The organism is Rhizobium sp. PDO1-076 (assembly GCF_000247475.1).
Classification (GTDB): domain Bacteria; phylum Pseudomonadota; class Alphaproteobacteria; order Rhizobiales; family Rhizobiaceae; genus Allorhizobium.
Map to the genome: position 1 here is coordinate 1 of NZ_AHZC01000177.1, position 25,666 is coordinate 25,666.

General features: G+C 60.0%; 19 protein-coding genes and 2 pseudogenes. 10 read left to right on the forward strand and 11 right to left on the reverse strand.

Features of this window, described 5'->3' with window-relative positions:
- Positions 1-352, forward strand: a 352-nt coding sequence (locus PDO_RS11310) for a M20/M25/M40 family metallo-hydrolase (protein WP_141649887.1), incomplete at its 5' end; no start/stop codon positions are given.
- Positions 353-395: 43 nt separating this feature from the next.
- On the opposite strand, the gene PDO_RS11315 is transcribed toward PDO_RS11310, so the two are convergent.
- The 6 genes from PDO_RS11315 to PDO_RS11340 form a co-directional block, all read right to left on the reverse strand.
- Positions 396-1,925 (reverse strand): helicase HerA domain-containing protein, encoded by a 1,530-nt coding sequence (locus PDO_RS11315; protein ID WP_009109408.1) that lies wholly within the window; start codon positions 1,923-1,925, stop codon positions 396-398.
- A gap of 291 nt (positions 1,926-2,216) precedes the next feature.
- Entirely contained in the window at positions 2,217-2,453 is a 237-nt protein-coding gene (locus PDO_RS11320) for a hypothetical protein (RefSeq protein ID WP_009109410.1), read from the reverse strand.
- A 442-nt stretch (positions 2,454-2,895) separates the two neighbouring features.
- Complete coding sequence (locus PDO_RS11325) at positions 2,896-4,182, reverse strand: hemolysin family protein (protein WP_081593171.1); 1,287 nt, start codon at positions 4,180-4,182, stop codon at positions 2,896-2,898.
- 84 nt (positions 4,183-4,266) lie between these two features.
- Positions 4,267-5,100, reverse strand: coding sequence for a glutamate racemase (gene murI, locus PDO_RS11330; protein ID WP_009109415.1), 834 nt, complete (start codon positions 5,098-5,100; stop codon positions 4,267-4,269).
- Positions 5,078-5,917 (reverse strand): RNA methyltransferase, encoded by an 840-nt coding sequence (locus PDO_RS11335; RefSeq protein WP_009109417.1) that lies wholly within the window; start codon positions 5,915-5,917, stop codon positions 5,078-5,080. The genes murI and PDO_RS11335 overlap by 23 nt, the downstream gene beginning before the upstream one ends.
- Positions 5,918-6,053: 136 nt before the next feature.
- On the reverse strand, positions 6,054-6,578 hold the full coding sequence (locus PDO_RS11340; RefSeq protein WP_009109419.1) for a hypothetical protein: 525 nt from the start codon (positions 6,576-6,578) through the stop codon (positions 6,054-6,056).
- A 224-nt stretch (positions 6,579-6,802) separates the two neighbouring features.
- Here PDO_RS11340 and PDO_RS11345 point away from each other — a divergent pair, with 224 nt between their 5' ends.
- Both PDO_RS11345 and PDO_RS11350 read left to right on the forward strand, forming a co-directional pair.
- Entirely contained in the window at positions 6,803-8,017 is a 1,215-nt protein-coding gene (locus PDO_RS11345; RefSeq protein ID WP_009109421.1) for an NADP-dependent isocitrate dehydrogenase, read from the forward strand.
- Positions 8,018-8,143: 126 nt separating this feature from the next.
- Positions 8,144-8,775, forward strand: a pseudogene (locus PDO_RS11350) (glutathione S-transferase family protein).
- A 72-nt stretch (positions 8,776-8,847) separates the two neighbouring features.
- Here the strand turns inward: PDO_RS11350 and PDO_RS11355 are convergent.
- The 3 genes from PDO_RS11355 to recA form a co-directional block, all read right to left on the reverse strand.
- The gene (locus tag PDO_RS11355) at positions 8,848-10,026 is read right to left on the reverse strand and encodes a GGDEF domain-containing protein (protein WP_160167036.1); all 1,179 of its coding nucleotides are present in this window, start codon (positions 10,024-10,026) and stop codon (positions 8,848-8,850) included.
- Between the two features lie 232 nt (positions 10,027-10,258).
- Positions 10,259-12,919 carry an alanine--tRNA ligase gene (gene alaS / locus PDO_RS11360; RefSeq protein WP_009109427.1) on the reverse strand — a complete coding sequence of 887 codons (2,661 nt, stop codon included), beginning with the start codon at positions 12,917-12,919 and terminating at the stop codon, positions 10,259-10,261.
- 155 nt (positions 12,920-13,074) lie between these two features.
- On the reverse strand, positions 13,075-14,160 hold the full coding sequence (gene recA, locus PDO_RS11365) for a recombinase RecA (RefSeq protein ID WP_009109429.1): 1,086 nt from the start codon (positions 14,158-14,160) through the stop codon (positions 13,075-13,077).
- A gap of 241 nt (positions 14,161-14,401) precedes the next feature.
- Between recA and PDO_RS11370 the strand changes: the two genes are divergently transcribed.
- Both PDO_RS11370 and PDO_RS11375 read left to right on the forward strand, forming a co-directional pair.
- On the forward strand, positions 14,402-15,346 hold the full coding sequence (locus PDO_RS11370; RefSeq protein ID WP_009109431.1) for a carbohydrate kinase family protein: 945 nt from the start codon (positions 14,402-14,404) through the stop codon (positions 15,344-15,346).
- 25 nt (positions 15,347-15,371) lie between these two features.
- Positions 15,372-16,298, forward strand: a complete 927-nt coding sequence (locus tag PDO_RS11375) for a pseudouridine-5'-phosphate glycosidase (RefSeq protein ID WP_009109433.1) — start codon at positions 15,372-15,374, stop codon at positions 16,296-16,298.
- A gap of 76 nt (positions 16,299-16,374) precedes the next feature.
- Here PDO_RS11375 and cckA read toward each other — a convergent pair whose 3' ends face one another.
- Complete coding sequence (cckA, locus tag PDO_RS11380; protein ID WP_009109436.1) at positions 16,375-18,990, reverse strand: cell cycle histidine kinase CckA; 2,616 nt, start codon at positions 18,988-18,990, stop codon at positions 16,375-16,377.
- A gap of 272 nt (positions 18,991-19,262) precedes the next feature.
- Between cckA and PDO_RS29430 the strand changes: the two are divergent.
- A pseudogene (locus PDO_RS29430) lies at positions 19,263-19,541 on the forward strand (flagellar biosynthetic protein FliO); the annotation flags it as partial.
- Between the two features lie 1,485 nt (positions 19,542-21,026).
- Here PDO_RS29430 and dksA read toward each other — a convergent pair.
- Complete coding sequence (dksA, locus tag PDO_RS11390; RefSeq protein WP_009109440.1) at positions 21,027-21,446, reverse strand: RNA polymerase-binding protein DksA; 420 nt, start codon at positions 21,444-21,446, stop codon at positions 21,027-21,029.
- 274 nt (positions 21,447-21,720) lie between these two features.
- Here dksA and PDO_RS11395 point away from each other — a divergent pair, with 274 nt between their 5' ends.
- The 4 genes from PDO_RS11395 (at position 21,721) to PDO_RS11410 (ending at position 25,657) form a co-directional block, all read left to right on the forward strand.
- Positions 21,721-22,227, forward strand: a complete 507-nt coding sequence (locus PDO_RS11395) for a SixA phosphatase family protein (protein ID WP_009109442.1) — start codon at positions 21,721-21,723, stop codon at positions 22,225-22,227.
- A gap of 157 nt (positions 22,228-22,384) precedes the next feature.
- Positions 22,385-23,860 (forward strand): YcjX family GTP-binding protein, encoded by a 1,476-nt coding sequence (locus PDO_RS11400; RefSeq protein WP_009109444.1) that lies wholly within the window; start codon positions 22,385-22,387, stop codon positions 23,858-23,860.
- Positions 23,857-24,960: a YcjF family protein gene (locus PDO_RS11405; protein ID WP_009109446.1), complete on the forward strand. Its 1,104-nt coding sequence runs from the start codon at positions 23,857-23,859 to the stop codon at positions 24,958-24,960. Before PDO_RS11400 ends, PDO_RS11405 begins: the two co-directional genes overlap by 4 nt.
- A gap of 142 nt (positions 24,961-25,102) precedes the next feature.
- Positions 25,103-25,657, forward strand: coding sequence for a hypothetical protein (locus PDO_RS11410; RefSeq protein ID WP_009109448.1), 555 nt, complete (start codon positions 25,103-25,105; stop codon positions 25,655-25,657).
- Positions 25,658-25,666 lie beyond the last annotated feature (9 nt).

A 25,666-nucleotide genomic window follows, 5' to 3' on the forward strand; every position in this document is an offset into this window, starting at 1 on the left:
CTGGAAGACATCACCAAGGAACGTGATGAAGACCTATCCGGGCTCCAGCTACACATTCAAGGTCAAGCAGCAATATCGCAACATGAAGCAGGTGCTCGACCAGCATCCCGAGGTCGTCGACAATCTCGCCGAAGCTGTTCGGCGCATTGGACTGGATCCCAAGCTGCACAGTATCCGCGGCGGCACCGACGGCTCACGCCTGTCGTTCATGGGCCTGCCCTGCCCCAACATCTATACCGGTGGTCACGCCTATCACTCACCGCTCGAATGGGTCAGCGTCCAGGATATGGAAACGGCAGCAAGGACCATTGTCGAACTAGCGAAGGTCTGGGAAGAACGCGCGACGGCCTGACATGGCGCCGTCTCGAACGCAGCATAAGGCTCCGTTCAGCCCGTCACTCGGCCGCCGACTGCGACAACACGTCCGCATCCACCACATTGGGATCGCCCGGTTGGGTCTCCGCTTCGAGATCCGGGAAGGCGACGATGCGCTTGCCGGAAAAATCGGTATGCACCACGACCAGTCCCTGCTCTTCGAAATAGCCGAGCAGGCGTCGCGCCCGGCGGGACGAATGGGTACCATAGGCCTTGGCGATGCGATGGTCGGACGGGCACTCCTCCGACAACAAGGCGGCCTTGGCGAGCAGCAGGAATACGCCCTGCAGGTCGTCGGAAACACGCACCGACAGATCGAGTGCCGTCGCCCACGCAGCGCTCGCTGCCGTCTCCTCATCGACGCCGGAACGTGAAATCGCCACGCGTCGACGAAACTCACCCATCGGCATTGGCGGCCCCGACACCCGGCGCATCCGGGCCCGCACGAGAAACTCCTGGTAAAGCACGCTGTCGGTGCGATAGGCGGCCTGAGGATCCCCGAGAATTTCCGACAGAACGGCAGCCAGCCGCTCCTCGCGTTCCTCCGCCGACATTTCAGCGCCGCGCGTTGGCGTTCCCGGTTCGCTGCCGCCGACCGGTGACAGGGCAGCCGGTGTCGATCGCGACAATTCTGCGAGAATGTCCGTCGTCGGACGCGGTGCCGGCGGCGCCCGGCGCACGATCGGCCGGGTGAACTCTTCCGGATCCGGCGTGAAGATCAAATCCTCGACATCCTGTGGCGCATCCGGCAGAGGCATCAGCTTCGGGCTGGACGAACGCGCCGATGTCTCCACCTCGCCAATCACGATCGGCAAGGGGCGGCGCGACAGGGCTGGGCCAAGCGCCACGAAATTGCCGCGCTGCAGATCGCGGAACATCTCGGCCTGGCGACGGTCCATGCCGAGCAGGTCGGCGGCGCGCGCCATGTCGATATCAAGAAAGGTGCGGCCCATCAGGAAGTTAGACGCTTCGGCGGCCACATTTTTCGCCAGCTTCGCGAGGCGCTGGGTGGCGATTACCCCGGCAAGCCCGCGCTTACGGCCACGGCACATCAGATTGGTCATGGCGCCGAGCGACATCTTGCGCGCATCTTCCGAAACATCGCCACCGACCGCCGGGGCAAACATCTGCGCCTCGTCGACCACGACCAGAACCGGAAACCAGAATTCCCGGTCGGCATCGAACATGCCGTTGAGGAAGGCAGCCGCCGACCGCATCTGCTGCTCGACATCAAGGCCTTCGAGCGTCAGCACGCAGGATACCCGGTGCCTGCGGATTCGGTCGGCAATACCGGCAAGCTCCGCTTCGGTGCGCTCGCCATCGACGACGACATGGCCGTATTTGTCCGACAATGTGACGAAATCGCCTTCGGGATCGATGATCACCTGCTGCACCCATTGCGCGGACTGTTCCAGCAGTCGCCGCAGGAGATGCGATTTACCCGATCCGGAATTGCCCTGAACGAGCAGACGCGTGGCGAGAAGTTCCTCGATGTCGAGCTTCGCCGGAGCGCCGCCCGTCAGGGTTCCCATATCGATTCCGACCTGCACCAATGCCACCTCGTATGCTCACGCGCTTACCGCGCGTCCGGACCGCCAAACGACCCGCAGATGCTTTAGCAAATAATTCACGAATCAGCGTCGCGAAACACGTCGCCATCAACAGGCAATTATGCCGCTTCGACAGACAAAATTCGAGAGCCTGACTGTTTGTCCCACGTATTGCCCGGCTGATCGATACACCTAGACCGACCGCAAACCGAAATCACTTGCCGAAATCACCGGGCGAGTTCAGCCAAAAGCCCCGGCGGATGCCATCCACCGGAGCTTTTGCACCAACCATCACAAACGGATATCCCACAGGGAAAGCCGCGATGGCAACCGCCAGTCCTGGCGCGCATCGAGACCGATGTCCTGGCGCATGCGGTCGGACAGACCGTCAACCGAATTGGACTTCCGCCGCTGTGCCCACGCAACATAGATCAAGGTGCGGGCGGCAGCCCAGACGCCGAATTTCTGGCACAGTTCGTCGACCGTAGCCGTCAGGGTATCAACAACTATAGATTGTTCTTTGTGCATAGCTTTTCCGTCCCGGCGCAGCGAAGCGACCAGGTCCTCTAGATGAAAAACACGGAGAGACGGACGAGCAAAAACGCAGCAGCGTGCTGTCAGCCGATCACGTTAGTTTTGTTGAAAATGGCGCCAGACGCCGGAAACCCTGTACGGAATAACCGTTCAGGCGGTGGTTCGTGGCGAATAGGAGCAAGTGGCCCCTGCCGTAAACACCGATCCGCCAGAGAGGCGCATATATACAGAATGAGTAATCATTGACGCCTCCTATTGTTTGAATTGCGGATGTGCAGAAGATTACACAAGAAAAAGCAACCGGCAAGATCACAATTCGGGATTGCAAACTTTGTCGAATTTTAGTTGCTGAAAAGCAACACTGCACAAACCGGTTCCGGCTGCGAAGTGTTGCTTCGGATCAGATGCCGAACCTGAGCTGGCTTCGCCTTCGGCGTCAGTCCCCCGGCCCCACCGGCGACACCAGCAGCTTGTCGATCCGGCGTCCGTCGAGATCGATCACTTCGAAGCGCCAGTTATTCTTGACGAAGCTCTCGCCAAGTTCCGGGATCCGCTTCATCTCTGCGATCACAAAGCCTGCAACGGTGGTGTAATCCGGATCGGCATCGATCGGCACACGGATGCGATCGATGAATTCATCAATCGGCGTCCAGCCGGCCACCAGATAGGAACCGTCTTCGCGCAGGACCAGCGAAGGCTCACCCTCGTTGTCGTCCTGGAATGCCCCGGTGATCGCCTCGAGAATGTCGCCGGAGGTGATGATGCCTTCGAAATGACCGTATTCGTCATAGACCAGTACCATGTGCAACGAGGTCTTGCGCATCGCCTGAATGATATCGATCGCCCCGGCAAGATCGGAGACGATCGGCACTTCGCTGACCAGTGTGCGGATGTCCACGGCTGTCCCGAGTGCGATGGCCTCGTAGACCTTCTTGACGAACAATACGCCGATGATCTCGTCGGAATCGCCCGAACGGACCGGCAGGCGCGAATGCTGGCTGTCGCGCAACGATTCTTTCAACTCGTCGAGTGTATCCTTCACATCGAGCATCTCGACGTCGCGGCGCGGTGTCATCAGACCACGGGCAGTGCGGTCTGCAAGGCGCATGACGCCCGAGATCATCGCTGATTCTTCCGATTCGATAACGCCGGCGCTATGCGCTTCGGCGAGAACCGTCTTGATTTCTTCATCTGTGACCGTGCCGGCCGACACACCTTGCTGGCCAAGCAGCGACAGGATCAGCTTGCCGGATCCATTCAGCAGCCACACAAGCGGAGCCGACACCTTTGACAGAACGAGCATCGACATCGCGACGCGTGCTGCCACCGCTTCCGGATTGCGCAGTGCAATCTGCTTGGGAACAAGCTCGCCGACAATCAGCGACAGATAGGTGATCATCATGACGACAAAACCAACGCCGACGGCGTCCGAAACACCGTTGGACACGCCCTGAAGCTCAAGCCAATCCGAAAGGCGCGCTCCGAGGGTAGCGCCGGAAAATGCGCCGGACAGGACGCCGACAAGGGTGATTCCGATCTGGACTGTTGAGAGAAAGCGGCCCGGATCTTCCGCCAGCCGGATGGCAACAAGCGCACCGTGGTTTCCCAGTTCACTCATGACTTTGAGACGTGCGGGTCGCGATGAGACTACGGCGAGTTCAGACATGGCCAACACGCCATTCAACAGCGTCAGGAATACGACAATCGATATCTCGGTTAACAAGACTGCGAGCAAAGCTCCTCTACACCGGCTAAGCGTCCGGCAACGGCTCGACCTCTAGCACACCGACATACTGATCCAAAGGCTCTATCGGCAAAACCCGGCATGATCGGCGGATGCGATCGACAGTCCCATGCCCTGCATCAGCCGTCGGGTCGAAAAATTGGGGTGCCCGGAGGTAAATACGGCAAAATCGAACCCATCGGGATGCTCTGCCCCCTCGACCAGTGGAACCATGCGTCGCGACTGTCGCGCAATCGCTTCGGCCGGATCGAGCCAGTCGACAGGCCATGGTGCAAGACGGCGAAAGACATTGGCCAGGAACGGATAATGCGTACAGGCAAGCACGACGATATCCGTCCGGGCACCCTCCCTGTCGACAAAGCACGGTGCGATTTCCGCAAGCACCTGCGCATCGTCCAGCGCCTCGCCGCGAATATAGGCTTCCGCCATGCGCGCCAGGTTTTCCGAGCCGACCAGCCGGACATGGCACTGGCTGGCAAAAGATTGAATGAGATCGCGGGTATAGGCGCGCTTGACGGTGCCGGGCGTCGCCAGAACCGAGACGAGGCCGGAGCGCGTGCGCTCAGCTGCCGGCTTGACTGCCGGCACGGTCCCGATGAAGCGCATCGCGGGAAAGGCGGCGCGCAAGTCGGCACCAGCCAGCGTGAAGGCGGTATTGCAGGCGACAATCACCGCTTCCGGATCATATGCGGCGAGCAGATCGCGAAACAGGGAAACGATCCGCACTTTCAGCGGCTCTTCCTCCCAACCGCCATAGGGAAAGCCGGCATCGTCGGCAACATAGATGAAGCCGCGCTCCGGCATCAGCAGTCGGGCCTCGCGAAGAACTGTCAGGCCACCGATGCCGGAATCAAACACCAGAACCGGTTTCAGCTCACTCGTTGTCGCCGCTATCATGCCGCTTGCTGCCCCTGGATAGCGCCGGATCTGGCGCGCCTGCGCCGCGTGGCCGGGACCGCTGGAACCGGTCGAGCGAAGAAATCACGCCACGCAAAACCTTGATTTCGGGCGAGGTGAAGGCGCGCCGCGAAAGAACAGCACGAAGGTTGTCGATCATTCTCGGTTTTTTCGAGGCCGGATGGAAATAGTTGCGCGCATCGAGCGCCTCTTCCAAATGATCGAAAAGCCCGATGACCTCGTCTTTGGTGGCGGGCGCCTGCTCCACCGCGTCGAATGGCACGGCCTGAACGTCGTCCATGCTGGACTTCATCCATTCATAGGACATCAACAGCACTGCCTGGGCAATATTCAGCGATGCGAAGGCGGGATTGACCGGAAAGGTGACAATTTCGTCGGCCAACGCCACATCCTCATTCGACAGGCCGGATTTCTCCCTGCCGAACATGATGCCGGTCTTTTCGCCCGCCGTGAAACGGTGACGCAATGTCGAGGCCGCCGTCACCGGCGATCGTACCGGCTTGAAGCCGTCGCGGAAACGGGCAGTTGTGGCATAGACGAAGTTAAGATCGGCGACAGCCTCTTCCAGCGTCTCGAAAACGACCACGCCGTCGATCACATGGTCTGCCTTGGATGCCGCGGAGCGCGCCTTGTCGCTTGGCCATCCATCGCGCGGTTTGACCAGTCGCAATTCGGCCAGACCGAAATTGGCCATGGCCCGCGCCACCATGCCGATGTTCTCGCCCAGTTGCGGTTCGACCAGGATGATCGCCGGTCCCTCGGCCAGAAGTACGCGTTCGCTGTTGGTGCCTGCCATATTCGCCCGTCTCAATCGATATTTGCGGCCTCACTGACACAAACCGACGGAAAAATCAAAAGCTGCGGAAAAGCACGATGCCGGAGGTTGCCGCGATGGCGTAATTCATCCTGTCGATGAGACTGAAGCGTTCGAATTACTGCCCGGCAATCGCTTTCAACTCATCCTTGATCGATTGCCCGGACTGACCGTTTTCGACCGGATAGATGTCATCGATCACCGCGCGACCGTTTTCGTCCAAAACATGAAAAATCAGCACCGTATCTTGCCTGTTGGCCGAATCGTCGCCCATGCATTCGCGATTGTTGAACAGGGCAGTCACCTGCCCGTCTCCATCGTCCTCGATACGTATATTCTGGAACGGGCAACCATCCTGGCCTCTGGCAATCGGATCATAGTCGAACGGAAACCCCGTCGTTTCGCCTTCCGGTAGATCGTAGGCCGGGTTCTTCGAGGCTTCACGGTACATCATGGCAAATTCCGCGCTGAAAATCCGCTCCAGCCGATCTTCCGTGAAGACCTCCTGTTCGTTGCCGAAGGCCTCTTCCGTCCAGTTGCTTGCGGTCGCCTCAATGATTTCGCGGACCGGGGCAGTCACGTCAGCAGCCAGCGCACCGACGCTGGAGATGAGAAGCATCGAGGCGGCAATCAGGATGTTCATGTCGGATTCCATAGGCAGAGTGAATGTTGCGGCACTCTATAGCGGCGCTGCCAAAGCTCAATGTCGATAGACGAGCATATGAGACCTTTGTTGGTGTCAATTTGTGAATGAAATCGCGCTATCAGCCTGTGCCGGTGCTTTGCGTTCTCAACCGGGAATGCTATAGCCCAGCGAGCCGAACCAAGTGGGACGCTCGTCCCTATTCATTCCGAGCGAGGATATTCATGAGCAAGATCAAGGTAGCCAACCCGGTCGTCGATCTCGACGGCGACGAGATGACCCGTATCATCTGGCAGTTCATCAAAGAAAAGCTGATCCTGCCCTACCTCGACCTCGATATCGAGTATTACGACCTGTCGGTCGAGAACCGCGACGCGACGTCCGACCAGGTCACCGTAGACGCCGCCCATGCCATCAAGAAGCATGGCGTCGGCATCAAGTGCGCCACGATCACCCCGGACGAAGACCGCGTCAAGGAATTCAATCTCAAGCAGATGTGGAAGTCGCCGAACGGCACGATCCGTAACATCCTCGGCGGCGTGATCTTCCGCGAGCCGATTATCTGCAAGAACGTTCCTCGCCTCGTTCCGGGCTGGACCAAGCCGATCGTTGTCGGCCGTCATGCCTTCGGCGACCAGTACAAGGCAACCGACTTCAAGTTCCCGGGCAAGGGCAAGCTGACGATCAAGTTCGTCGGCGAAGACGGCCAGGTGATCGAAAAGGACGTTTTCGACGCCCCCGGCGCTGGCGTTGCCATGGCAATGTACAACCTCGACGAATCGATCCGCGAATTCGCCCGCGCCTCGATGATGTATGGCCTGATGCGCAAATGGCCTGTCTATCTGTCGACCAAGAACACCATCCTCAAGGCCTATGACGGCCGCTTCAAGGACATCTTCGAAGAAGTCTACCAGGCCGAGTTCAAGGCAAAGTTCGATGAAGTCGGCATCACCTATGAACACCGCCTGATCGACGACATGGTGGCATCGGCCCTGAAGTGGTCCGGCGGTTACGTCTGGGCCTGCAAGAACTACGACGGTGACGTCCAGTCCGACACGGTTGCCCAGGGTTTCGGCTCGCTTGGCCTGATGACATCGGTCCTGCTTTCGCCGGATGGCCGCACGGTTGAAGCCGAAGCAGCCCACGGCACGGTGACCCGTCACTACCGCCAGCACCAGAAGGGTCAGGAAACCTCGACAAACTCGATTGCCTCGATCTTCGCCTGGACCCGTGGTCTCGCCCACCGCGCCAAGCTCGACGACAATGCCGAACTGGCACGCTTCTCCAGCACGCTGGAAAAGGTCTGCGTCGACACCGTCGAAGCCGGTTACATGACCAAGGACCTTGCTTTGCTGATCGGCCCTGATCAGCCGTGGCTGTCGACCACCGCCTTCCTCGACAAGGTCGATGAAAACCTGAAGAAGGCCATGGCTGCCTGATTGCCGCCCAATGACTGACGAAAAGCCCGGCCCCGCGCCGGGCTTTTTTATTTCTCCCATAGCTTGCATCAAACACCTCACCGTTCCTATGCTGAAACATAAAGGGAACAAACAAGGTGGAAATCCATGGCGGAACTTGTGCTTTGTACCAATCCCATGTCACGCGGATGCATTGCCCGTCTGATGCTGGAGGAAGTTGGCGAACCTTATCGCGCACGGAAATCGTGGCCTTCGGTCCATCAATGAGCGTGCCAGATTACCTAGCAATCAATCGGATGGGAAAGGTTCCAGCATTGAAACATGGCGCCACCATCGTCACCGAATGCGCCGCGATCTGCGCCTATCTGGTGGACGCTTTTCCCAAGGCTGGCCTTGCACCGACTGGGGAGGAACGCAGCGCTTACTATCGTTGGATGTTCTTCGCGGCAGGCCCGCTCGAAGCGGCGGTCATCAATCGCAGTCTGGGCGTAGAGATCGCGGCCAACAGACGCCGCATGGTCGGCTACGGTTCGTTCGGAGCCGTGATGAACGCGCTGGAGTAGGCGGTTTCAGTCAATCCTTACATTGCTGGCGATCGATTTACCGCAGCAGATGTCTATGTCGGCTCACAGATCGGCTGGGGTTTGCAATTCGGCTCGATTGAGAAGCGCCCCGCCTACGAAACCTATTACAGCCGCCTTGCCGCACGACCGGCATGGCAACGCGCCAGATCGCTCGGCGGTGCAGCCGTGGCAGACCTGCAGCAAGCAGAACGATAAAGACGCAATCGCACTCCCCAGCGTTTCACCCGAGAGCACGCAAGCCAGTGCAGTATAGGCGATCTTCGGACTTCATGCGATCGTAGCTGCAGGGGCATGAACCGGAGAACCGCCGATCCGGTCCTTGTCACTCGGAGCAAAAATGCTTGTCGTGACACAGTTGCGACCTGCCTTTTTCGACGCATAAAGCGCACGATCCGCCACCGCCAGGGCCATCTGCATATCGAGCCGCCCTGCCGGGAGAACGCAATGGCCGATGCTCACGCTCATCTGGATGCATGCCGTCCCGTGCTGAACGACCATGGCGCCAATATCGACACGGATGTGCTCCAGCAGATCGGCATTGATCAGAGCAGCGGAGGCCGGCAGATAGATGGCGAATTCCTCTCCGCCAACACGCCCGAAAACCGCACCCTGCGGCAGCCGGCTGGCAACCAGGCCTGTCAGGCAGGTCAGTACGATATCGCCAGCACCATGCCCATGCGTGTCATTGATCGACTTGAAATGATCTGCATCCAGCAGAGCCAGAACCGCACCCGCTCTGTCGCCCTCTGGGCGCGCTCGACTGGCATCGATGGCGGCAAGAAAGGCACGGCGATTGCAAATACCTGTCAGATAATCGATCTCCGAGGCCACCTTGTAGCGCAGGGTCAGGCGCTCATGCACCATCGCGAAGATGGCAAGCGCACCGAACAGCACCTGAATGAAATATTCAAAAGTGACCACCCCAAACCACAGATTGGGATGTCCTCCATTCAAGGTAGCGGGGAAAAGCAATGGCACCGGCAGTCGCAACAGGTAGAACAAACCATGCAGCCCGAAGGCAAAGACCGCGAGCCGTCTGGCAGGCAGAGGTTCCTGTCGATATCCCCGCCATACCGTGTTGACGATGAGAAACGAATATCCTGCATAAAGGGCTGAGGCCGCGATAATGCGGATATTCAGGTCTTCGGCAAAGCGCGGCCAGCAAGCAACCAGCGTAAACCACAAAAGCCCGCCTGCCATCGCCAGCGCTGACGGCGCGTCGGGATCCCATTCATTGAACGCCCGACAGCCAAGCCAGATCAGACCAAGGCTCCAGAGACTAAGCGCATTGCCCAGCCCTATCGAAAGGATCGGCGGCCCAACATCCCGCAAGCCCAACAGGATCAGGCCGAGGCAGCCAAGCCAGAACCCCAGTGTCCAGCGCAGCAACGCCTGGCTCGATCGATCCCAGAGCCAGAGAAGCGTCAGAAAAATTGAGATGATCACGCAGGCTGCCGAAAGGCAGAGCATCAATGTGGGAATGTGGAAAAGATGGTCCAAGCCGGCAAACCTCAAAAACGAGGCAACACATACCAATCAAGACTGAAGGAAAAGAAAACCCGCTTGTTAAATGACAATACATCCGGCCCGCCAGGCGCGGCAAAGCGCGGCTGAAACACCCGAAATCGTCATGTCTGGCTTCGAAACACATCAGCTTTCCGAAGCCAGACTGACAAGATCAAACCGCGAGCGCTGCGGCGACCGCTTCGATCGCGGCTTCCGCCTGCGCACCGTCCGGGCCACCCGCCTGCGCCATGTCGGCTCGACCGCCGCCACCCTTGCCACCCAGTGCAGTCGAGGCGATCCGCACCAGATCAACCGCACTGAAACGCTCGGAAAGGCTGGGCGTGACCGAAACCACGGCGCTCGCCTTACCATCCTCGGCCACGGCGATCAGCACAACCACTGCAGACTCGAGGCCGGCCTTGGCCTCGTCGGCCATGCCTTTCAGGTCTTTGGCATCGATACCGGCAAGCTGGCGGCCGACAAAGCTGATGCCATTGATGACCCGCGGGGCGTCACCGCCACCGGAAGCACCACCGCCCATCGCCAGCTTGCGCTTGGCATCCGCCAGTTCCTTCTCAAGCTTGCGGCGCTCGTCGATCAATGTCTCAACACGCGAAAGCACATCGGACGGCTGAACCTTCAGCGATGTAGCCAGCGCCTTCACCCGTTCGTCCTGCTCGGCTAGATAGGCCCGTGCCGATTCGCCGGTCAGCGCTTCCAGACGCCGAACACCGGCACCGACAGCGCTTTCACCGACCAGGCGCACCAAGCCGATATCGCCAGTCGCGTTGACATGCGTGCCGCCACACAGTTCGATCGAATAAGCCTTGCCGGCCTTCTCGCCACGAACGGCGGTACCCATCGACACGACGCGCACCTCGTCACCATATTTTTCACCGAACAACGCCATGGCACCCTCGGCAATCGCATCGTCGACGGCCATCAGGCGCGTCGTGACCTGCGCATTCTGCACGATGATTTCGTTGGCCATCTCTTCGACGATTTTCAGCTCTTCAGCGGTGATCGGCTTCGGGTGCGAGATATCGAAGCGCAGCCGCTCGGGCGCAACCAGCGACCCCTTCTGCGCCACATGCGTTCCCAGCACGTCACGCAGCGCCTCATGCAGCAGATGGGTCGCGGAATGATTAGCCCGAAGTCTGGAGCGGCGGGCATGATCGACATTCAGCGTCATCGCTTCGCCGGCACGAACGACGCCGTTGCGGACGGTAGCGATATGAACAAAGAGCCCCTCGCCCTTCTTCTGGGTATCGGTCACGTCCAGCGAGAAACCTTCGCCGATGATTTCGCCGGTATCACCCATCTGGCCACCGGATTCTCCGTAGAACGGGGTCTGGTTGACAACGATCTGAACCTGTTCGCCGGCAGACGCCGCGTCGACAGCAGCCCCGTCACGCACTATTGCCTGGATCTGCCCTTCGGCCGTCTCGGACGAATAGCCGAGGAACTCGGTCGCACCGTGTTTCTCGCGCAGTTCGAACCAGATCGTCTCAGTCGCCTTGTCACCGGAACCAGCCCAGTGCGAACGAGCCTCGGCCTTCTGGCGCTGCATCGCATCGTTGAAACCGGTGATATCGACGCCGATGCCACGAGTACGCAAGGCATCCTGTGTCAGGTCCAGCGGGAATCCATAGGTATCATAGAGCTTGAAAACGGTTTCGCCATCGAGGCTGTCGCCCTGGCTGAGATCGGTCGTCGCATCCGAGAGCAGCGACAGACCGCGTTCGAGGGTCTTGCGGAACCGGGTTTCTTCCAGCTTCAGCGTCTCGGCAATCAGCGATTCTGCACGGGCAAGCTCGGGATAGGCGCGGCCCATCTGCTGAACGAGAACCGGCAGCAGCTTGTAGATGATCGGATCGCGCGCACCGAGCAGCTGCGCATGGCGCATGGCGCGCCGCATGATGCGCCGCAGGACGTAGCCGCGCCCCTCATTCGACGGCAGAACGCCATCGGCAATCAGAAAGGCCGACGAACGCAGGTGGTCGGCGATCACCCGGTGGCTGGCGCGACGTTCACCCTCGGCCTTGACGCCGGTCAGTTCAACCGACGCCTCGATCAGCGAACGGAAAAGATCGATGTCATAATTGTCGTGCTTGCCCTGCAAAAGGGCGGCAACGCGCTCGAGGCCCATGCCCGTATCGATCGATGGACGGGGAAGATCGACACGTTCTTCCTTTGTCACCTGCTCGTACTGCATGAAGACGAGGTTCCAGATCTCGATGAAACGATCGCCATCCTCTTCCGGCGAGCCGGGCGGTCCGCCCCAAATATGGTCGCCATGGTCATAAAAGATCTCAGAACAGGGACCGCACGGACCGGTATCGCCCATGGCCCAGAAATTGTCGCTGGTCGGGATTCGGATGATCCGGTCATCCGTCAGGCCCGCGATCTTCTTCCATAGGCCATGTGCTTCATCGTCCGTGTGATAGACGGTCACCAGCAGCCGGTTCTTGTCGATGCCGAATTCCTTGGTGATCAGGTTCCAGGCCAACTCGATGGCGTTCTCCTTGAAATAGTCGCCAAAGGAGAAATTGCCGAGCATTTCGAAGAACGTATGGTGACGGGCGGTGTAGCCGACATTGTCCAGATCGTTATGCTTGCCACCGGCACGCACGCATTTCTGCGCAGTCACGGCGCGCGAATACGGACGCTGTTCCAAGCCGGTGAACACATTCTTGAACTGCACCATGCCCGCATTGGTGAACATCAACGTCGGGTCGTTGCGCGGCACCAACGGACTGGAGGATACGACCTCGTGACCGTTCGTCTTGAAGTAGTCGAGAAAAGTCGACCGGATGTCGTTTACACCGCTCATGTCACGCCCTTCATTCAGGCCGGAACCCGGCCAATTCGCAAAATCAATGGCTTTTATCGTCCGCCATGGTCGCTGTCCAGCCGCGCAATAGAAAACCGGCCATGCCTCTTTCGAAACATGGCCGGCTGGAATTCGAATTTGGCAGCGCGCGAGACTTAATCTTCGGCACTGTCACCATCATTGGTGTCGGGACCACCGTTCTGCAGGAACTTCTCCGCGATCAGCCCCGCATTCTGCCGCAGCGCCAATTCGATCTCCTGCGCAAGCGCCGGATTGTCACGCAGGAACAGCTTGGCGTTTTCACGCCCCTGGCCGAGACGCTGGCTGTTGTAGGAGAACCAGGCACCTGCTTTTTCGACAATGCCAGCCTTGACGCCGAGATCGACGAGCTCGCCGGTCTTCGAGACCCCTTCGCCATACATGATGTCGAACTCGACCTGCTTGAACGGTGGCGCCATCTTGTTCTTGACGACCTTGACGCGCGTCTGGTTGCCGACAACCTCTTCGCGATCCTTGACCGCGCCGATACGGCGGATATCGAGGCGCACCGAAGCGTAGAATTTCAGCGCGTTGCCGCCAGTTGTGGTTTCCGGTGAACCGAACATAACACCGATCTTCATGCGGATCTGGTTGATGAAGATCACCATGGTCTTCGACTTGGAGATCGAGGCTGTCAGCTTGCGCAGCGCCTGGCTCATCAGACGCGCCTGCAGACCGGGCAGGCTGTCGCCCATTTCGCCTTCGATTTCGGCGCGCGGCGTGAGCGCTGCAACCGAGTCGATAACCAGCACGTCGACAGCGCCGGAACGCACCAGCGTGTCGGTGATTTCGAGCGCCTGCTCGCCGGTATCCGGCTGCGAAATGAGCAGGTTCTGCAGATCGACACCCAGCTTGCGGGCGTAGACCGGATCGAGGGCATGTTCGGCGTCGACGAAGGCGCAGATACCGCCCTTCTTCTGCGCTTCGGCTATCGTCTGCAGCGCAAGCGTCGTCTTGCCCGAACTTTCCGGACCGTAAATTTCAATGATTCTGCCCTTTGGCAGACCGCCGATACCCAGCGCGATATCGAGGCTGAGCGATCCCGTCGAGACAGTCTCGACTTCGACCACGCTCTCGTTTGCACCGAGCTTCATGATCGAGCCCTTGCCGAACGACCGTTCGATCTGCGAGAGCGCCGCTTCCAATGCCTTGCTTTTATCCACCGATTTGTCCTCTACCAACCGCAAAGAATTCTGTGCCATTTGATCCACCTTTAGGTTATTGAGGCCGCATAGGCAATGAAGCCGCCGATGGACTGTATGTACTTCGTTTGTTCTCATTTGGCAAGCTCCATTCAAGCCATTGAGAAAAAACGGATTTTTACCCTATGTTCGTTATCTGTTCCGAAGACTGGAAAAGCTTTTGCAAACAGGGTCTTACATTGCAAAATCGATGTTTTGATGTCCTTGCGATTCGTATCAGCCGCGTGAGAAAGTGCCGTGCATGAGCTTTGATATTCTGGCCATAGGCGGCGCCCATATCGACCGTCGCGGACGTCTGTTCGGTGACACGAAGCCAGGCTCCAGCAACCCCGGACAATGGTTCGAGGAAGCGGGCGGCGGCGTGTTCAATGCCGCCTGCAATCTGTCCCGGCTCGGACACCGTGTTCGCCTTGTTGCGCCCCGAGGTGGCGACCCGGCCGGCCAGACGGTGGCGGATGCAGCAGAGCGTGCCGGTCTCGACGATTGCCCGGTGGTCTTTCTCGATTGCGCCACACCGAGCTATACCGCCATCCTCGAGCGCGACGGCAATCTGGTCATCGCCCTGGCCGACATGGCGCTATATGACATGTTCAGCGCCCGCCGGCTCCGCGCCCGCTCTACCCGCGACAGCCTCGACATCGCTCGCCACGTTCTGTGCGACGCGAACCTGGCTGGCCCAACCATCACGGCCCTTGCCGAAGAGACCACCAAGCGCGGCATAGGCCTGTCGGCCATCGCCATCTCCCCGGCAAAGGTCCTGCGCCTCAGGGAGGCCCTGCCCCGCATCGACCATCTTTTCCTCAATGTCGCCGAAGCCGAAAGCCTGACCGGAAAAACGGCAGCGCGTCCGGAAGACTGGCCAGCGATTCTCCGTCTTGCCGGGCTTCGCGGCGGCAGTGTCACCAGTGGCGGACGCATTGCGATTGCCTTCGACGAGACATCCGCGGCCGCGATCGAGCCAGCACCCGTAACCCAGATCGCAGACGTCACCGGCGCCGGCGATGCCTTTGCTGCCGGATTTCTGAGAGCCCGGCTCGCCGGCGACGATCTGTGCGACGCGCTTCGCCAGGCGACGGCGGCGGCCGCGATAACCCTTGCCTCCCCGCATGCAACCGAAGAAAACCTCACGCCCCAGCGGCTGGAAACACAGTTGGCTCTTGTCCCACGGGCCCGTTTCCTGCCATGACGGGCAAAACCATCTGGAAGCTCAAATGAACCGTTCCATCTCCCCTCTCCTGCCCATTACCTATTCCAGCGAAGTCAGCGCCGCCAAGCAGCGCGGCGCGCCGATCGTGGCGCTGGAATCGACCATCATTACCCATGGCATGCCTTATCCTGGCAATCTCGACATGGCGAAGAGTGTCGAGACGATCATCCGCCAGCAGGGCGCTGTGCCGGCGACCATTGCCGTGATGAACGGCGTGCTGCATATCGGCCTTGAGCCTTCCCAATTGGAAGCACTGGCCCAGATGAGCAATGTGATGAAGCTGTCGCGTGCCGATCTGGCCTTTGCGCTCGCCGAACGCCGCAATGGCGCCACCACGGTCGCAGCAACGATGATTGCCGCCTATCGTTCCGGTATCCATGTGTTTGCAACGGGTGGCATCGGCGGCGTGCACCGTGGAGCGGAAGAAAGCTTCGATATTTCCGCTGACCTTGAAGAACTGGCGCGCACGGCCGTCATCGTGGTGTCTGCAGGTCCGAAGGCCATTCTCGACATTCCCAAGACCCTTGAAGTGCTTGAAACCCGCGGCGTGCCTGTTGTCACCTATGACAGCGAAGACTTCCCGGCTTTCTGGTCACGCAGTTCCGGCCTCAAGAGCGTGCTCAACCTGACGAGCCCGGCCGCGATCGCCAATTTCCAGAAGCTGCGCGAACAGCTTGGCATCGATGGCGGCATGCTGATCGCCAATCCCGTGCCGGAAGCAGACGAAATCCCGCGCGAGGAAATGGAAATCTACATCAGCCGTGCGCTGGCCAACGCCGAACGTGACGAGATCGCCGGAAAGCAGGTTACCCCTTATCTGCTCGACAATCTCTTCCACCTGACCGAAGGCCGCAGCCTGAAGACCAACATCGCGCTGGTCGAAAACAATGCACGCCTGGCCGCGGAAATCGCCGTCGCAATGAACGGTTGATACAGGCGCCGGACCCTCGAAGCAAAAAACCGCACTGTCGCCAGCGCGGTTTTTTTATCTTCGATATGCCTGGATCTCAGGCTTGACCGTCAAGCATCTCACGAACGGCTACCGCCAACTGCTTCAGCGAGAACGGCTTGGGCAGGAAGCCGAATTTGGCATCTGCCGGCAGATTGCGCGCAAACGCGTCCTCGGCATAACCCGATACGAAAATGAACTTCATGTCGGGATATTTCTTGCGCAGTTCGGTGAGCAGCGTAGGTCCATCCATTTCCGGCATGACGACGTCGGACACGACGATGTCCACCGCCCCACCTAGCTCTTCCAGAATGTCCAGCGCCTCGACGCCCGAGCCAGCTTCGTGAACCGTATAGCCACGCGTCTCCAGCATGCGCTTGCCACCGCGGCGCACGGCCTCTTCATCTTCCACCAGAAGCACGATGGCCGACTTTCCGGTCAGATCGCGGTTCTCGGCGGATGCTTCACTGCTCGCAGTGGAAGCCGCATTGGCGGCTGGATCCGGCGTACCGGCCGCCTGCTCGATCACCGGCTGGATCTCCGGGATATGCCGCGGCAGGAAGATGCGGAACGTCGTACCTTTGCCGACTTCCGATTCCGGATAGATATAGCCGCCGGACTGCTTGACGATGCCATAGACCATCGCAAGGCCGAGACCGGTTCCCTTGCCCACTTCCTTCGTCGTGAAGAACGGCTCGAAGATCTTGTCCATGATATCAGGCGCAATGCCGGTACCGGTGTCGGCAACCTCGATCAGCACCATCTCTTCCGCCGGCAGGCCGCGGTACTGGAAATCATCCGATTCCTGCGCCGAGACATTGCGTGTCGACACGGTGATCGTCCCACCGTTCGGCATCGCGTCCCGCGCGTTGACGCAGAGATTGATCATCACCTGCTCGAACTGCGATAGATCGGTCTTGACCGGCCAGAGATCGCGCCCATATTCGACCCGCAGCTTGACATTGCTGCCGGAAATCAACCGATCGACCAGCATGCGCAGATCGCCGATTACGTCGGTGAGGTTCAACACCGAGGGGCGCATCGTCTGCTTGCGTGAAAAGGCCAGTAGCTGACGGACCAATACCGCCGCACGATTTGCGTTACGCTTGATTTCCATCAGGTCGGCGAAACTCGCATCCGACGGTCGCGCCTGCAACAGAAGGTGGTCGGACGACAGCAGGATTGCGGTCAGGACATTGTTGAAGTCATGCGCGATACCGCCGGCAAGCGTGCCGACTGCGTTCATCTTCTGCGTCTGCGCCATCTGCGCTTCCAGCGCCTTCTGGTCGGTGACATCGACGGCATAGACGATCGCCGCCTCTTCGGGCGCCTCGTCGCTCTGGTCGATCACTGCATTGACGTAGAAACGGAAATGCCGGGTATCGCTGACCGGATGCCGGCTGTCGATCGGCGCGATATCGACCTGACGATCCTTGGCCAGCGCCAGGGCGTCATGAAACCGCTCGCGCTCGCTCTCGTGGAACACGATCTCCAACTTGTCATGCTGCTCGATCTGGTCGCGGCTGATAATGTCGGCAAACAGCTTCATGAAAGGCGCATTGGTGCGCAGGATCCGGCCTTCGCCATCGACAGATGCAATCGCCATCGGCGTATTGTTGAAGAAACGGGTGAAACGCATGGACGCGACCGAGGCCGAGTGATCGCCGGTATCGCCACTTTGCCGGGCAAGCACGATCGACCGGCTTTCGCCCGGTGCCCCGTCACGCGCTGCGCGCACGCGGTGCACCAGTCGCACAGGCAGGATCTGGCCATTGACCCGGCGCAGATCCAGATCCAGCGTCTCTGTCCGCGAATTGCCGGGTTCGGCCTGCACAGAATTGATCAGCGCCATGCCTTCGCCGGCAACCAGATCGGCAATCGACATCGAGCCCGGGCTGAACTGCGTCAGATCGACACCCAGCCATTCGGCCAGTGTCGCATTGAGATAGTAGATTTCGCCCTTGCGGCCGGCGGAAAAGAATCCGGCAGGCGCGTGGTCGAGATAATCGATTGCGTGCTGCAATTCCTTGAAAAAGCGCTCCTGGTCGTCGCGCTCGACGGTAATGTCGGAAATCTGCCAGACATGCAGGCCACGTCCGCGGCTCTCGCTCGCCAGCAGCCGGGCCTTCAGCCGATACCAATGGGCACCCGAGCCATTGCCGGTCTGGTTGCCGAGCGGCTTTAGCAGCCGGAATTCCTCGTAGCTCTCGCGACCTTCGCGCAGACCATTGGTCAGCCGGTAGAGCGCTTCGCTCGACTCACGGTAGCGCGACAGCAAGGCCTCGAGCGTCTGGACATCCGTCGCCTTCTTCGCGCCGGTCATCTCGCCATAGGCCGCATTGGCATAAACAATGCGCCCTTCCGAATCGGTGATCAGCGTGCCTTCCGGCTGGCTGGCGAGAAAACGGCGCGCAAGCGTATCGGTATGCGATTGCGGCATCACCTCGACGAAGCCGATCACGGCCGAGACGATGAAGAAGATCCCCATCATGGCCAAAACACCGAGGACACCGAGAACGATCTGGTTGTCCAATTGGTCACGGAAAAAGACAAAGGCTGCCGATGCTCCGATCAGGACCAGAGCGAGCAAAAGAATACGCAGCGCCGTCCCGAATCCGCCCCGGCGGTCCACCAGAGGGCTGTCGTTATCGCCGGGCTTCTGCTGTCGTGTCATGAATGCCTCTTGCCTGTCCGCGCCTTGCTCCCGACCCGCTACGGGAATCGGCGCACCGTCCTGTTTAGCAATTTGCAAGGGGTGCAAAAAGCGAAGAAAGCCCGAAACCCGCATGCTTTGTCGCTACCCCACAGGATTGCCGCATTCTGAGTGGAAATTGAGGGGTGGTGACCATGCAATTGCTGCCTGGGACGGACGACAAGTCATGATTGCGGCCCGTGATTGCAGAACCCGCCATCTTCTGCGAGAAAGCGTGACAAGGAGAGCGTATCATGCTGGACGAAATGATTACCGCCTATGGCAACCGTTTACTGGTGGCGGCACTTGGCGTGGCGCTCGCTCTGCTATGTTTGTTCATCGTGCTCTGGCTGATGCGCAATCGCGCATCCTCACCTTTCGTTCGCGGCGGCAGAAACCGCCAGCCCCGTCTGCAGGTCCTGGATGCTGCAGCCGTCGACGCACGCCGTCGGATTGTCCTGATCCGCCGCGACAATGTTGAACACCTCGTCATGATCGGCGGCCCGACCGATATCGTCATCGAAAGCGGTATTGGCGATGACCGTGCCTATCTTTCCGCTTTGGCCGTCAAGGCTGAGGCCTCGGAGGTATCACAGAATCTGCCTGCTTCCGAGACGGCCAGGATTGTCGCCGCTCCCAGCGAGCCGGAAGCTGCCGTCAAGCCTAAACCTATACGTCCCGTGGAAGCAGTTGTTGCCGCGGAACCAGTACTAGCCGAACCGGAACCGATCCGCTCCAAGCCACAACCGGTGTCCGCGCCAGTTGTACCCGCAGAACCGCTGCGCACCACACCGCAGGCCAGCGCGGTGACTGCGCCGAAAGCTCCAATCGCTACGGGCGCGCAGACAGGCGCGGCAGCCCCGATCTCCGTCGTTCCGCTCACTGCAGCTTCGGTAGCACCTGTCGTTGCGGCAGCAACGACCCCGGTGATGACGGTGCAAGCCACGCCACTACCGCCGACGCCACTGCCGGCTGTGCAACTGGTGCGTGACGAACCACAACCGATCGATCCGGTTCGCGCGCCGAGTGCTGCCGGCCCGGCCGAGGTGCGTCCGGAACCGCGCCTTGAAGTGGTGGCATCGCCCGTTCCTCAGACTCCGCCCGCGGCAATTGCTCCCATTGTTGAACCGGCTCAAACGGCAACGATCCAGGCTCCGGTCGAAATTGTGTCCCCCGCAGTGCCAACAGACGCCTACGCCTCGATGGCCATCGTCCCTGAAGTTTCGCTTGCGGCTTCGCATGAGCCGCAGTTCGAACAGCCGATGAATACCGGCCGCGCGCCGGAGGTTGCATCGATCGCTTCGTACGCGGTGCCTGATGTGCCTGTAATCCACATCCCTTCAATTGATATTGCGTCAGATGCCACACCGGCACGCGCACCCCATGTAACGGCACCGGATGCGGCCAACATACTGGAAGCGGCGCGCGCGCGTGTCTTGCCAATCAACGCAACGGAGCGTCCGGGATCCGCGCAACCCTTCGCAGCCGAACGCTTCTCACCACAGCACGAACCGGTCAAGGCCGCCGAGAAGCAGGAGCCGCCGCGCGACATGAGCGATTTCGAGCGGGTTCTTGAAGAGGAAATGGCGCTGCATCTGGCCGCTGATCCGCTGCCACTGCCCCCGGCCGGCAACTTCAAGGGCGACAGTCCCATGAGCCAGCCATTTCTACCCGAGATCCGCAGCGACCGCCCCGGTCTGCCGATATCGGCGGTCCTGCCGGAAAGCAGGCATGCGACGACCCCGGTGGCGAAGCCGGCCACAGACGCTGACGCTAAACCAGACGAACCGAACCTGCAGAACGAGATCGCCCGCATCTTCGGCGAGATGTCAGCCAGCCGAAACTCGTAAGAATGGGGCAGTCAGACAACGTCTGGCTCTTTGGTCGGACAAGTATGCGGCACGCACGTCCGTCGTCACGTTCGACCGCATGACCCATCACCAAAACGAAAAATGCCGGCCCGAAGGCCGACATGGAAAATCAGTCGCTGCTAGGGGCGCAGGCGCGAGCGAAGAACTTCACTCGTCGCGATAGACCTTTTCGCGACGCTCGTGGCGCTCCTGCGCTTCGATCGACAGGGTCGCAATCGGACGGGCGTCAAGGCGCTTCAAACCGATCGGCTCGCCGGTCTCCTCGCAAAAACCATAGGTGCCTTCATCGATCCGCTGCAAGGCGGCGTCGATCTTGGAGATCAGCTTGCGCTGTCTGTCGCGAGCACGAAGCTCGATGGCACGGTCCGTTTCGGAGGAAGCCCGGTCGGCGAGATCGGGATGGTTGGCGCTCTCTTCAGCAAGGTGACCGAGAGTTTCGCGCGCTTCGCGTAGGATATCATTCTTCCAGGCAACAAGCTTTGCCCGAAAATAAGCCCTCTGGTTCGCATTCATGAACTCTTCATCCTCAGAGAGCACATAATTGCTAAGATTGATCTTCTCACTCAACGCGATTCTCCTGAAGAACATCTCAATGTGCGGGTGTATAACCTTTCATTCAAACCTGTTCAAGCCTCCTGACTGTTTCCACGGCATTTTTAAATCTGTTACATTTTTCATCTAAGAGTATATTTTTTAAGCACTATTTCCCACAGCCACATCGGACCGTGCCTTCGCAAGGCATCGGATGCGGACCACGATATGCCACCTGCGACCAGTTGACGTGGAGGGTTGATAACCGCTAGTTCATTAGCAGGATGATCTGACGCGGATAACCCAACGGATGACGCTCTCCACTAAGCCTCCTGAACGCATCTATTTGTTGCGGCATGCAAAATCCGGTTGGGCCGAACCTGGCGGCCGCGATTTCGATCGCAGCCTTTCCGACGCAGGCTTTGCCGAGGCCGAGTTGCTCGCGGAGACTGCCGCGGAAAAGGGCTATCGGCCCGAACTGGTGATTTCCTCAACCGCAAAGCGGTGCCGCCAGACTGCCGATGCAATACGCAGGGCCTTTTCCGGCCAATCGGAATTTCGTTTTGTCGATGAACTGTATAACTCGCCGGCCGACACTTATCTCGAGATCCTGACGTCGACGCGCGGCGTCCAATCGCTGATGATGGTGGGTCACAACCCTGCCGTTGAGGAAGTCTTCGCGCGACTGGTCGGCCATGACATTGTCGGCCGCACCGTGCCCGAAGGCTATCCGACATCCGGCCTTGCCGTGATCGACGCCCTGAAGATCGAAGGCCCGGGTCAGGGCTGGAAACTACAGGACTTTATCGTCGGCTGATCAGGCGAGTACCATCAACAAGGTGCAAAGCGTCCCCGCTCCTTTTTTGCAGCGCAATGGCAACCTATATGCTGCAAGGCAGATGCGTGTCTCCGGCCCGGGTCTTCGGTCGACGTCCTGCAGCAGACTGCGCCACGACAATTTCAGGAACCCGCCATTGCCTCCTTCCCTGTTCACCAGCATTACCGACGAAGCAGCAATCGCTCTCGACAATGTTGCCGACCGTGCCGCCAATCTGGTCCACCCGACGATCCGCCTTGGCGTAACCGGCCTGTCGCGCGCGGGTAAAACCGTCTTCATCTCCTCGCTCGTCCACAACCTTCTGCATGGCGGAAGACTGCCGCTGTTCGAACCCGTTCGCTCCGGCCGCATCGCTGGCGCGAAACTGGAGGAACAGCCGGACGACGCGGTACCACGGTTCCAGTATGAAGATCACATCCGCGCCCTGATCAGGGACCGCGTCTGGCCGGATTCGACCCGGGCGATTTCCGAGCTGCGATTGACCATTGAATACAAGAGCGCCAGCGCATGGAACCGCCTGCTTTCGTCCGGGCGCCTGTCGATCGACATTGTCGATTACCCGGGCGAATGGCTGCTCGATCTGCCCTTGCTGCAGCAGGACTATCGCCAGTTCTCCGACGCGACGGCAAGTCTTGCGACAACAGGTGTGCGCGCCGAACTGTCACGCGAGTGGCGGGAACTTTCCGCATCCGTTGATCCGCATGCCCCGTCGGACGAAATGCTGGCACGCCGACTGGCGGAAACATTCACCACTTATCTGCGCCTGTGCAAATCCGATGAACGCTCGTTGTCGACGCTGCCGCCAGGCCGCTTCCTGATGCCCGGCGACCTGGAAGGCTCGCCTGCGCTGACCTTTGCCCCCCTGCCAGTCCTGGCCGACGGCAAAGCGCCGAAGGGATCGCTGCAGGCGATGATGGAGCGCCGCTACGAAGCCTACAAGAGCCTGGTGGTGAAACCCTTCTTCCGCGAACATTTCGCGCGGCTCGATCGCCAGATCGTGCTTGTCGATGCGCTGCAGGCCATCAACCGTGGTCCGGAAGCGGTTCAGGATCTGGAACGGGCTCTGGGCGATGTACTCGCCTGCTTCCGCGCCGGCTCCAACAATATTCTGACCTCACTGATCCGCCGCCGCATCGATCGCGTGCTGGTTGCCGCCACCAAGGCCGACCACCTGCATCATGAGAGCCACGACCGGCTGGAAACCTTGACCCGCCGCCTGGTGGACCGGGCAATCCAGACGATCGGTATGAGCGGCGCGGGTATCGAGGTGATGGCGCTTGCCTCCGTCCGCGCGACGCGAGAGGCCAATGTCAAACGTGACGGCCATGATCTGCCGGTCATTGTCGGCACCCCGATGGTGGGGGAACGGATCGGCAGCGAGACCTTCGATGGCGAGCGCAAGACCGCTGTCTTCCCCGGCGATCTTCCCGAAGATCCGGAAGCCTTCTTCCGCTCGATCGACGCCGGCGAGCCCGCCGAACTGCCTGATCTCGACATTGTCCGCTTCCGTCCGCCGCGCCTTGAAGAGACAGGCGGCGGCATCACATTGTCGGTCCCCCACATTCGCCTCGATCGCGCCATGCAGTTCCTGCTCGGAGACCGTCTCGCATGACCAAGCCCCCGTCATCCTCCGTGCCCGGCACCGGTCAGGGCAACGGCAACCGCCGACGCCCCGCGGCATTTTCCGTCGAGGCAGAACCGGCAACCGAAGCCGCCCGTCCGGCAGCAGCGCGCCAGCCGCAAAGCTTTTCGCATGAAGTGGTGATCGTTCCGGACGAGGAAGATCCCTTTATCGGCGCCGGATCGGCAATCGGCGAGATACCTCTGGCCATTCCGAGACGTCGCAGCTTCTCGTTTGCGCGGATAGCGGTCGGCGCTTTCGGCATCCTAGTCTCCCTCGCGCTCGGCCTTTGGGTCGACGGCCTGATCCGCGACCTCTTCGCCCGTTCCGACTGGCTTGGCTATGCCGCGATCGGGGTCCTCGTCGTCGGCCTGCTGGCTCTGGCGATCGCCATCGGCCGCGAGATCGCCGGCCTTTATCGGCTGGAAGCGGTTCAGTCGTTGAAATCGGAAGCCGAGGCTGCCAGCGCCGATCGCAAGCGCCCGGCGGCCCTTGCCGTGGTCAAGCGGCTGACGCGTCTCGTCTCCCATCGTCCCGAAACCGCCCGTGGCCAGAAGGTAATGGCCGAGGTCGAGGATGACGTGATCGACGGTCCGCAACTGATTGAACTCGCCGAGCGCGAACTGTTGAGCCCGCTCGACATCCGGGCGAGAAACCTCATTCTCGGAGCCTCCAAGCGGGTGTCGGTCGTCACCGCTGTCAGCCCACGGGCACTGGTGGATCTGGGCTATGTGCTTTTCGAAGTCGTGCGGCTGGTCCGCGGCATGGCCGAACTTTATGGCGGACGGCCCGGCAGTCTCGGAATGCTGCGTCTGCTGCGCGACGTGATCGCACATCTTGCCGTGACCGGCTCGATCGCCGTCGGCGACAGCCTAGTGCAGCAGGTTCTGGGCCACGGTATCGCCTCGCGCCTGTCGGCGCGCCTCGGTGAAGGTGTGATCAACGGCCTGATGACGGCGCGAATCGGCATTGCCGCAATGGATCTGTGTCGGCCTTTGCCCTTCAAAGCTCTGAAGCGGCCGGGCATCGGTGACTTCATCGGCGACCTCACGCCATCGCTGAACGGCAAGCCAGGCGGCGAAACCAACTGAGTCTTATGGGCAACACCCGCCACTGAACCTGTGTTTTGCCGATTGCCGGCGACGCCATTTAAGGTTAATTGCAAGGATGCATTAACCAATACCGCGCTAAGTTGACTGCGGGTTTTCTGGTTTCTCGTACCAAGGTAAATCGATGTCTTCTCGCATCTTCTCGTCGCTCGGCCGCAGTGCCGTCATCATGGCCGCTGCAGCACTTCTGCCCGCAACCGTTGCGGACGCAGCTTCGCGCGACAAGCGCTTCTTTGAGCAGGTCGCCGGCGTCTGGAAGGGCCCAGGCGAAATTGTTGCCGGAAAATACAAGGGCACCAAATTCACCTGCAACCTGACCGGCCTGTCCGCAGACGGCAAGGAGCCAGGGATGAAGCTCGATGGCACCTGCCGCGTCGGTGTATTCAGCCAGCCGATGTCCGCATTCATCTCCCAGGCAGGCAGCACCTACAAAGGTCAGTTCCTTGACGGCGCCGAAGGCAAGGGCATGGACATCGTTTCCGGAACGGTCACCGGCAATCGTGCGGTCATGGGCATCAACCGCAAGAAGCTGAATGGCGCGATGGTCGCCCGCATCGAAAAAGACGATGCGATGAACATCACCATCTCGGTCAAGGTCGAGGATCGCCTGATCCCGGTCATCGGCCTGAAGCTGAACCGTCAGGCCGATGCAATGGCTGTTACGGCCGCCAGCGAATAAACACGTAAC

Coding starts and splice junctions, on each gene's coding strand:
- PDO_RS11320 (WP_009109410.1), bottom strand. CDS start 2,453: ATGCACAAAGAACAATCTATAGTTGTTGATACCCTGACGGCTACGGTC.
- murI (WP_009109415.1), bottom strand. CDS start 5,100: ATGATAGCGGCGACAACGAGTGAGCTGAAACCGGTTCTGGTGTTTGAT.
- PDO_RS11335 (WP_009109417.1), bottom strand. CDS start 5,917: ATGGCAGGCACCAACAGCGAACGCGTACTTCTGGCCGAGGGACCGGCG.
- PDO_RS11340 (WP_009109419.1), bottom strand. CDS start 6,578: ATGAACATCCTGATTGCCGCCTCGATGCTTCTCATCTCCAGCGTCGGT.
- PDO_RS11345 (WP_009109421.1), top strand. CDS start 6,803: ATGAGCAAGATCAAGGTAGCCAACCCGGTCGTCGATCTCGACGGCGAC.
- alaS (WP_009109427.1), bottom strand. CDS start 12,919: ATGAGCGGTGTAAACGACATCCGGTCGACTTTTCTCGACTACTTCAAG.
- recA (WP_009109429.1), bottom strand. CDS start 14,160: ATGGCACAGAATTCTTTGCGGTTGGTAGAGGACAAATCGGTGGATAAA.
- PDO_RS11370 (WP_009109431.1), top strand. CDS start 14,402: ATGAGCTTTGATATTCTGGCCATAGGCGGCGCCCATATCGACCGTCGC.
- PDO_RS11375 (WP_009109433.1), top strand. CDS start 15,372: ATGAACCGTTCCATCTCCCCTCTCCTGCCCATTACCTATTCCAGCGAA.
- cckA (WP_009109436.1), bottom strand. CDS start 18,990: ATGACACGACAGCAGAAGCCCGGCGATAACGACAGCCCTCTGGTGGAC.
- PDO_RS11395 (WP_009109442.1), top strand. CDS start 21,721: ATGACGCTCTCCACTAAGCCTCCTGAACGCATCTATTTGTTGCGGCAT.
- PDO_RS11405 (WP_009109446.1), top strand. CDS start 23,857: ATGACCAAGCCCCCGTCATCCTCCGTGCCCGGCACCGGTCAGGGCAAC.
- PDO_RS11410 (WP_009109448.1), top strand. CDS start 25,103: ATGTCTTCTCGCATCTTCTCGTCGCTCGGCCGCAGTGCCGTCATCATG.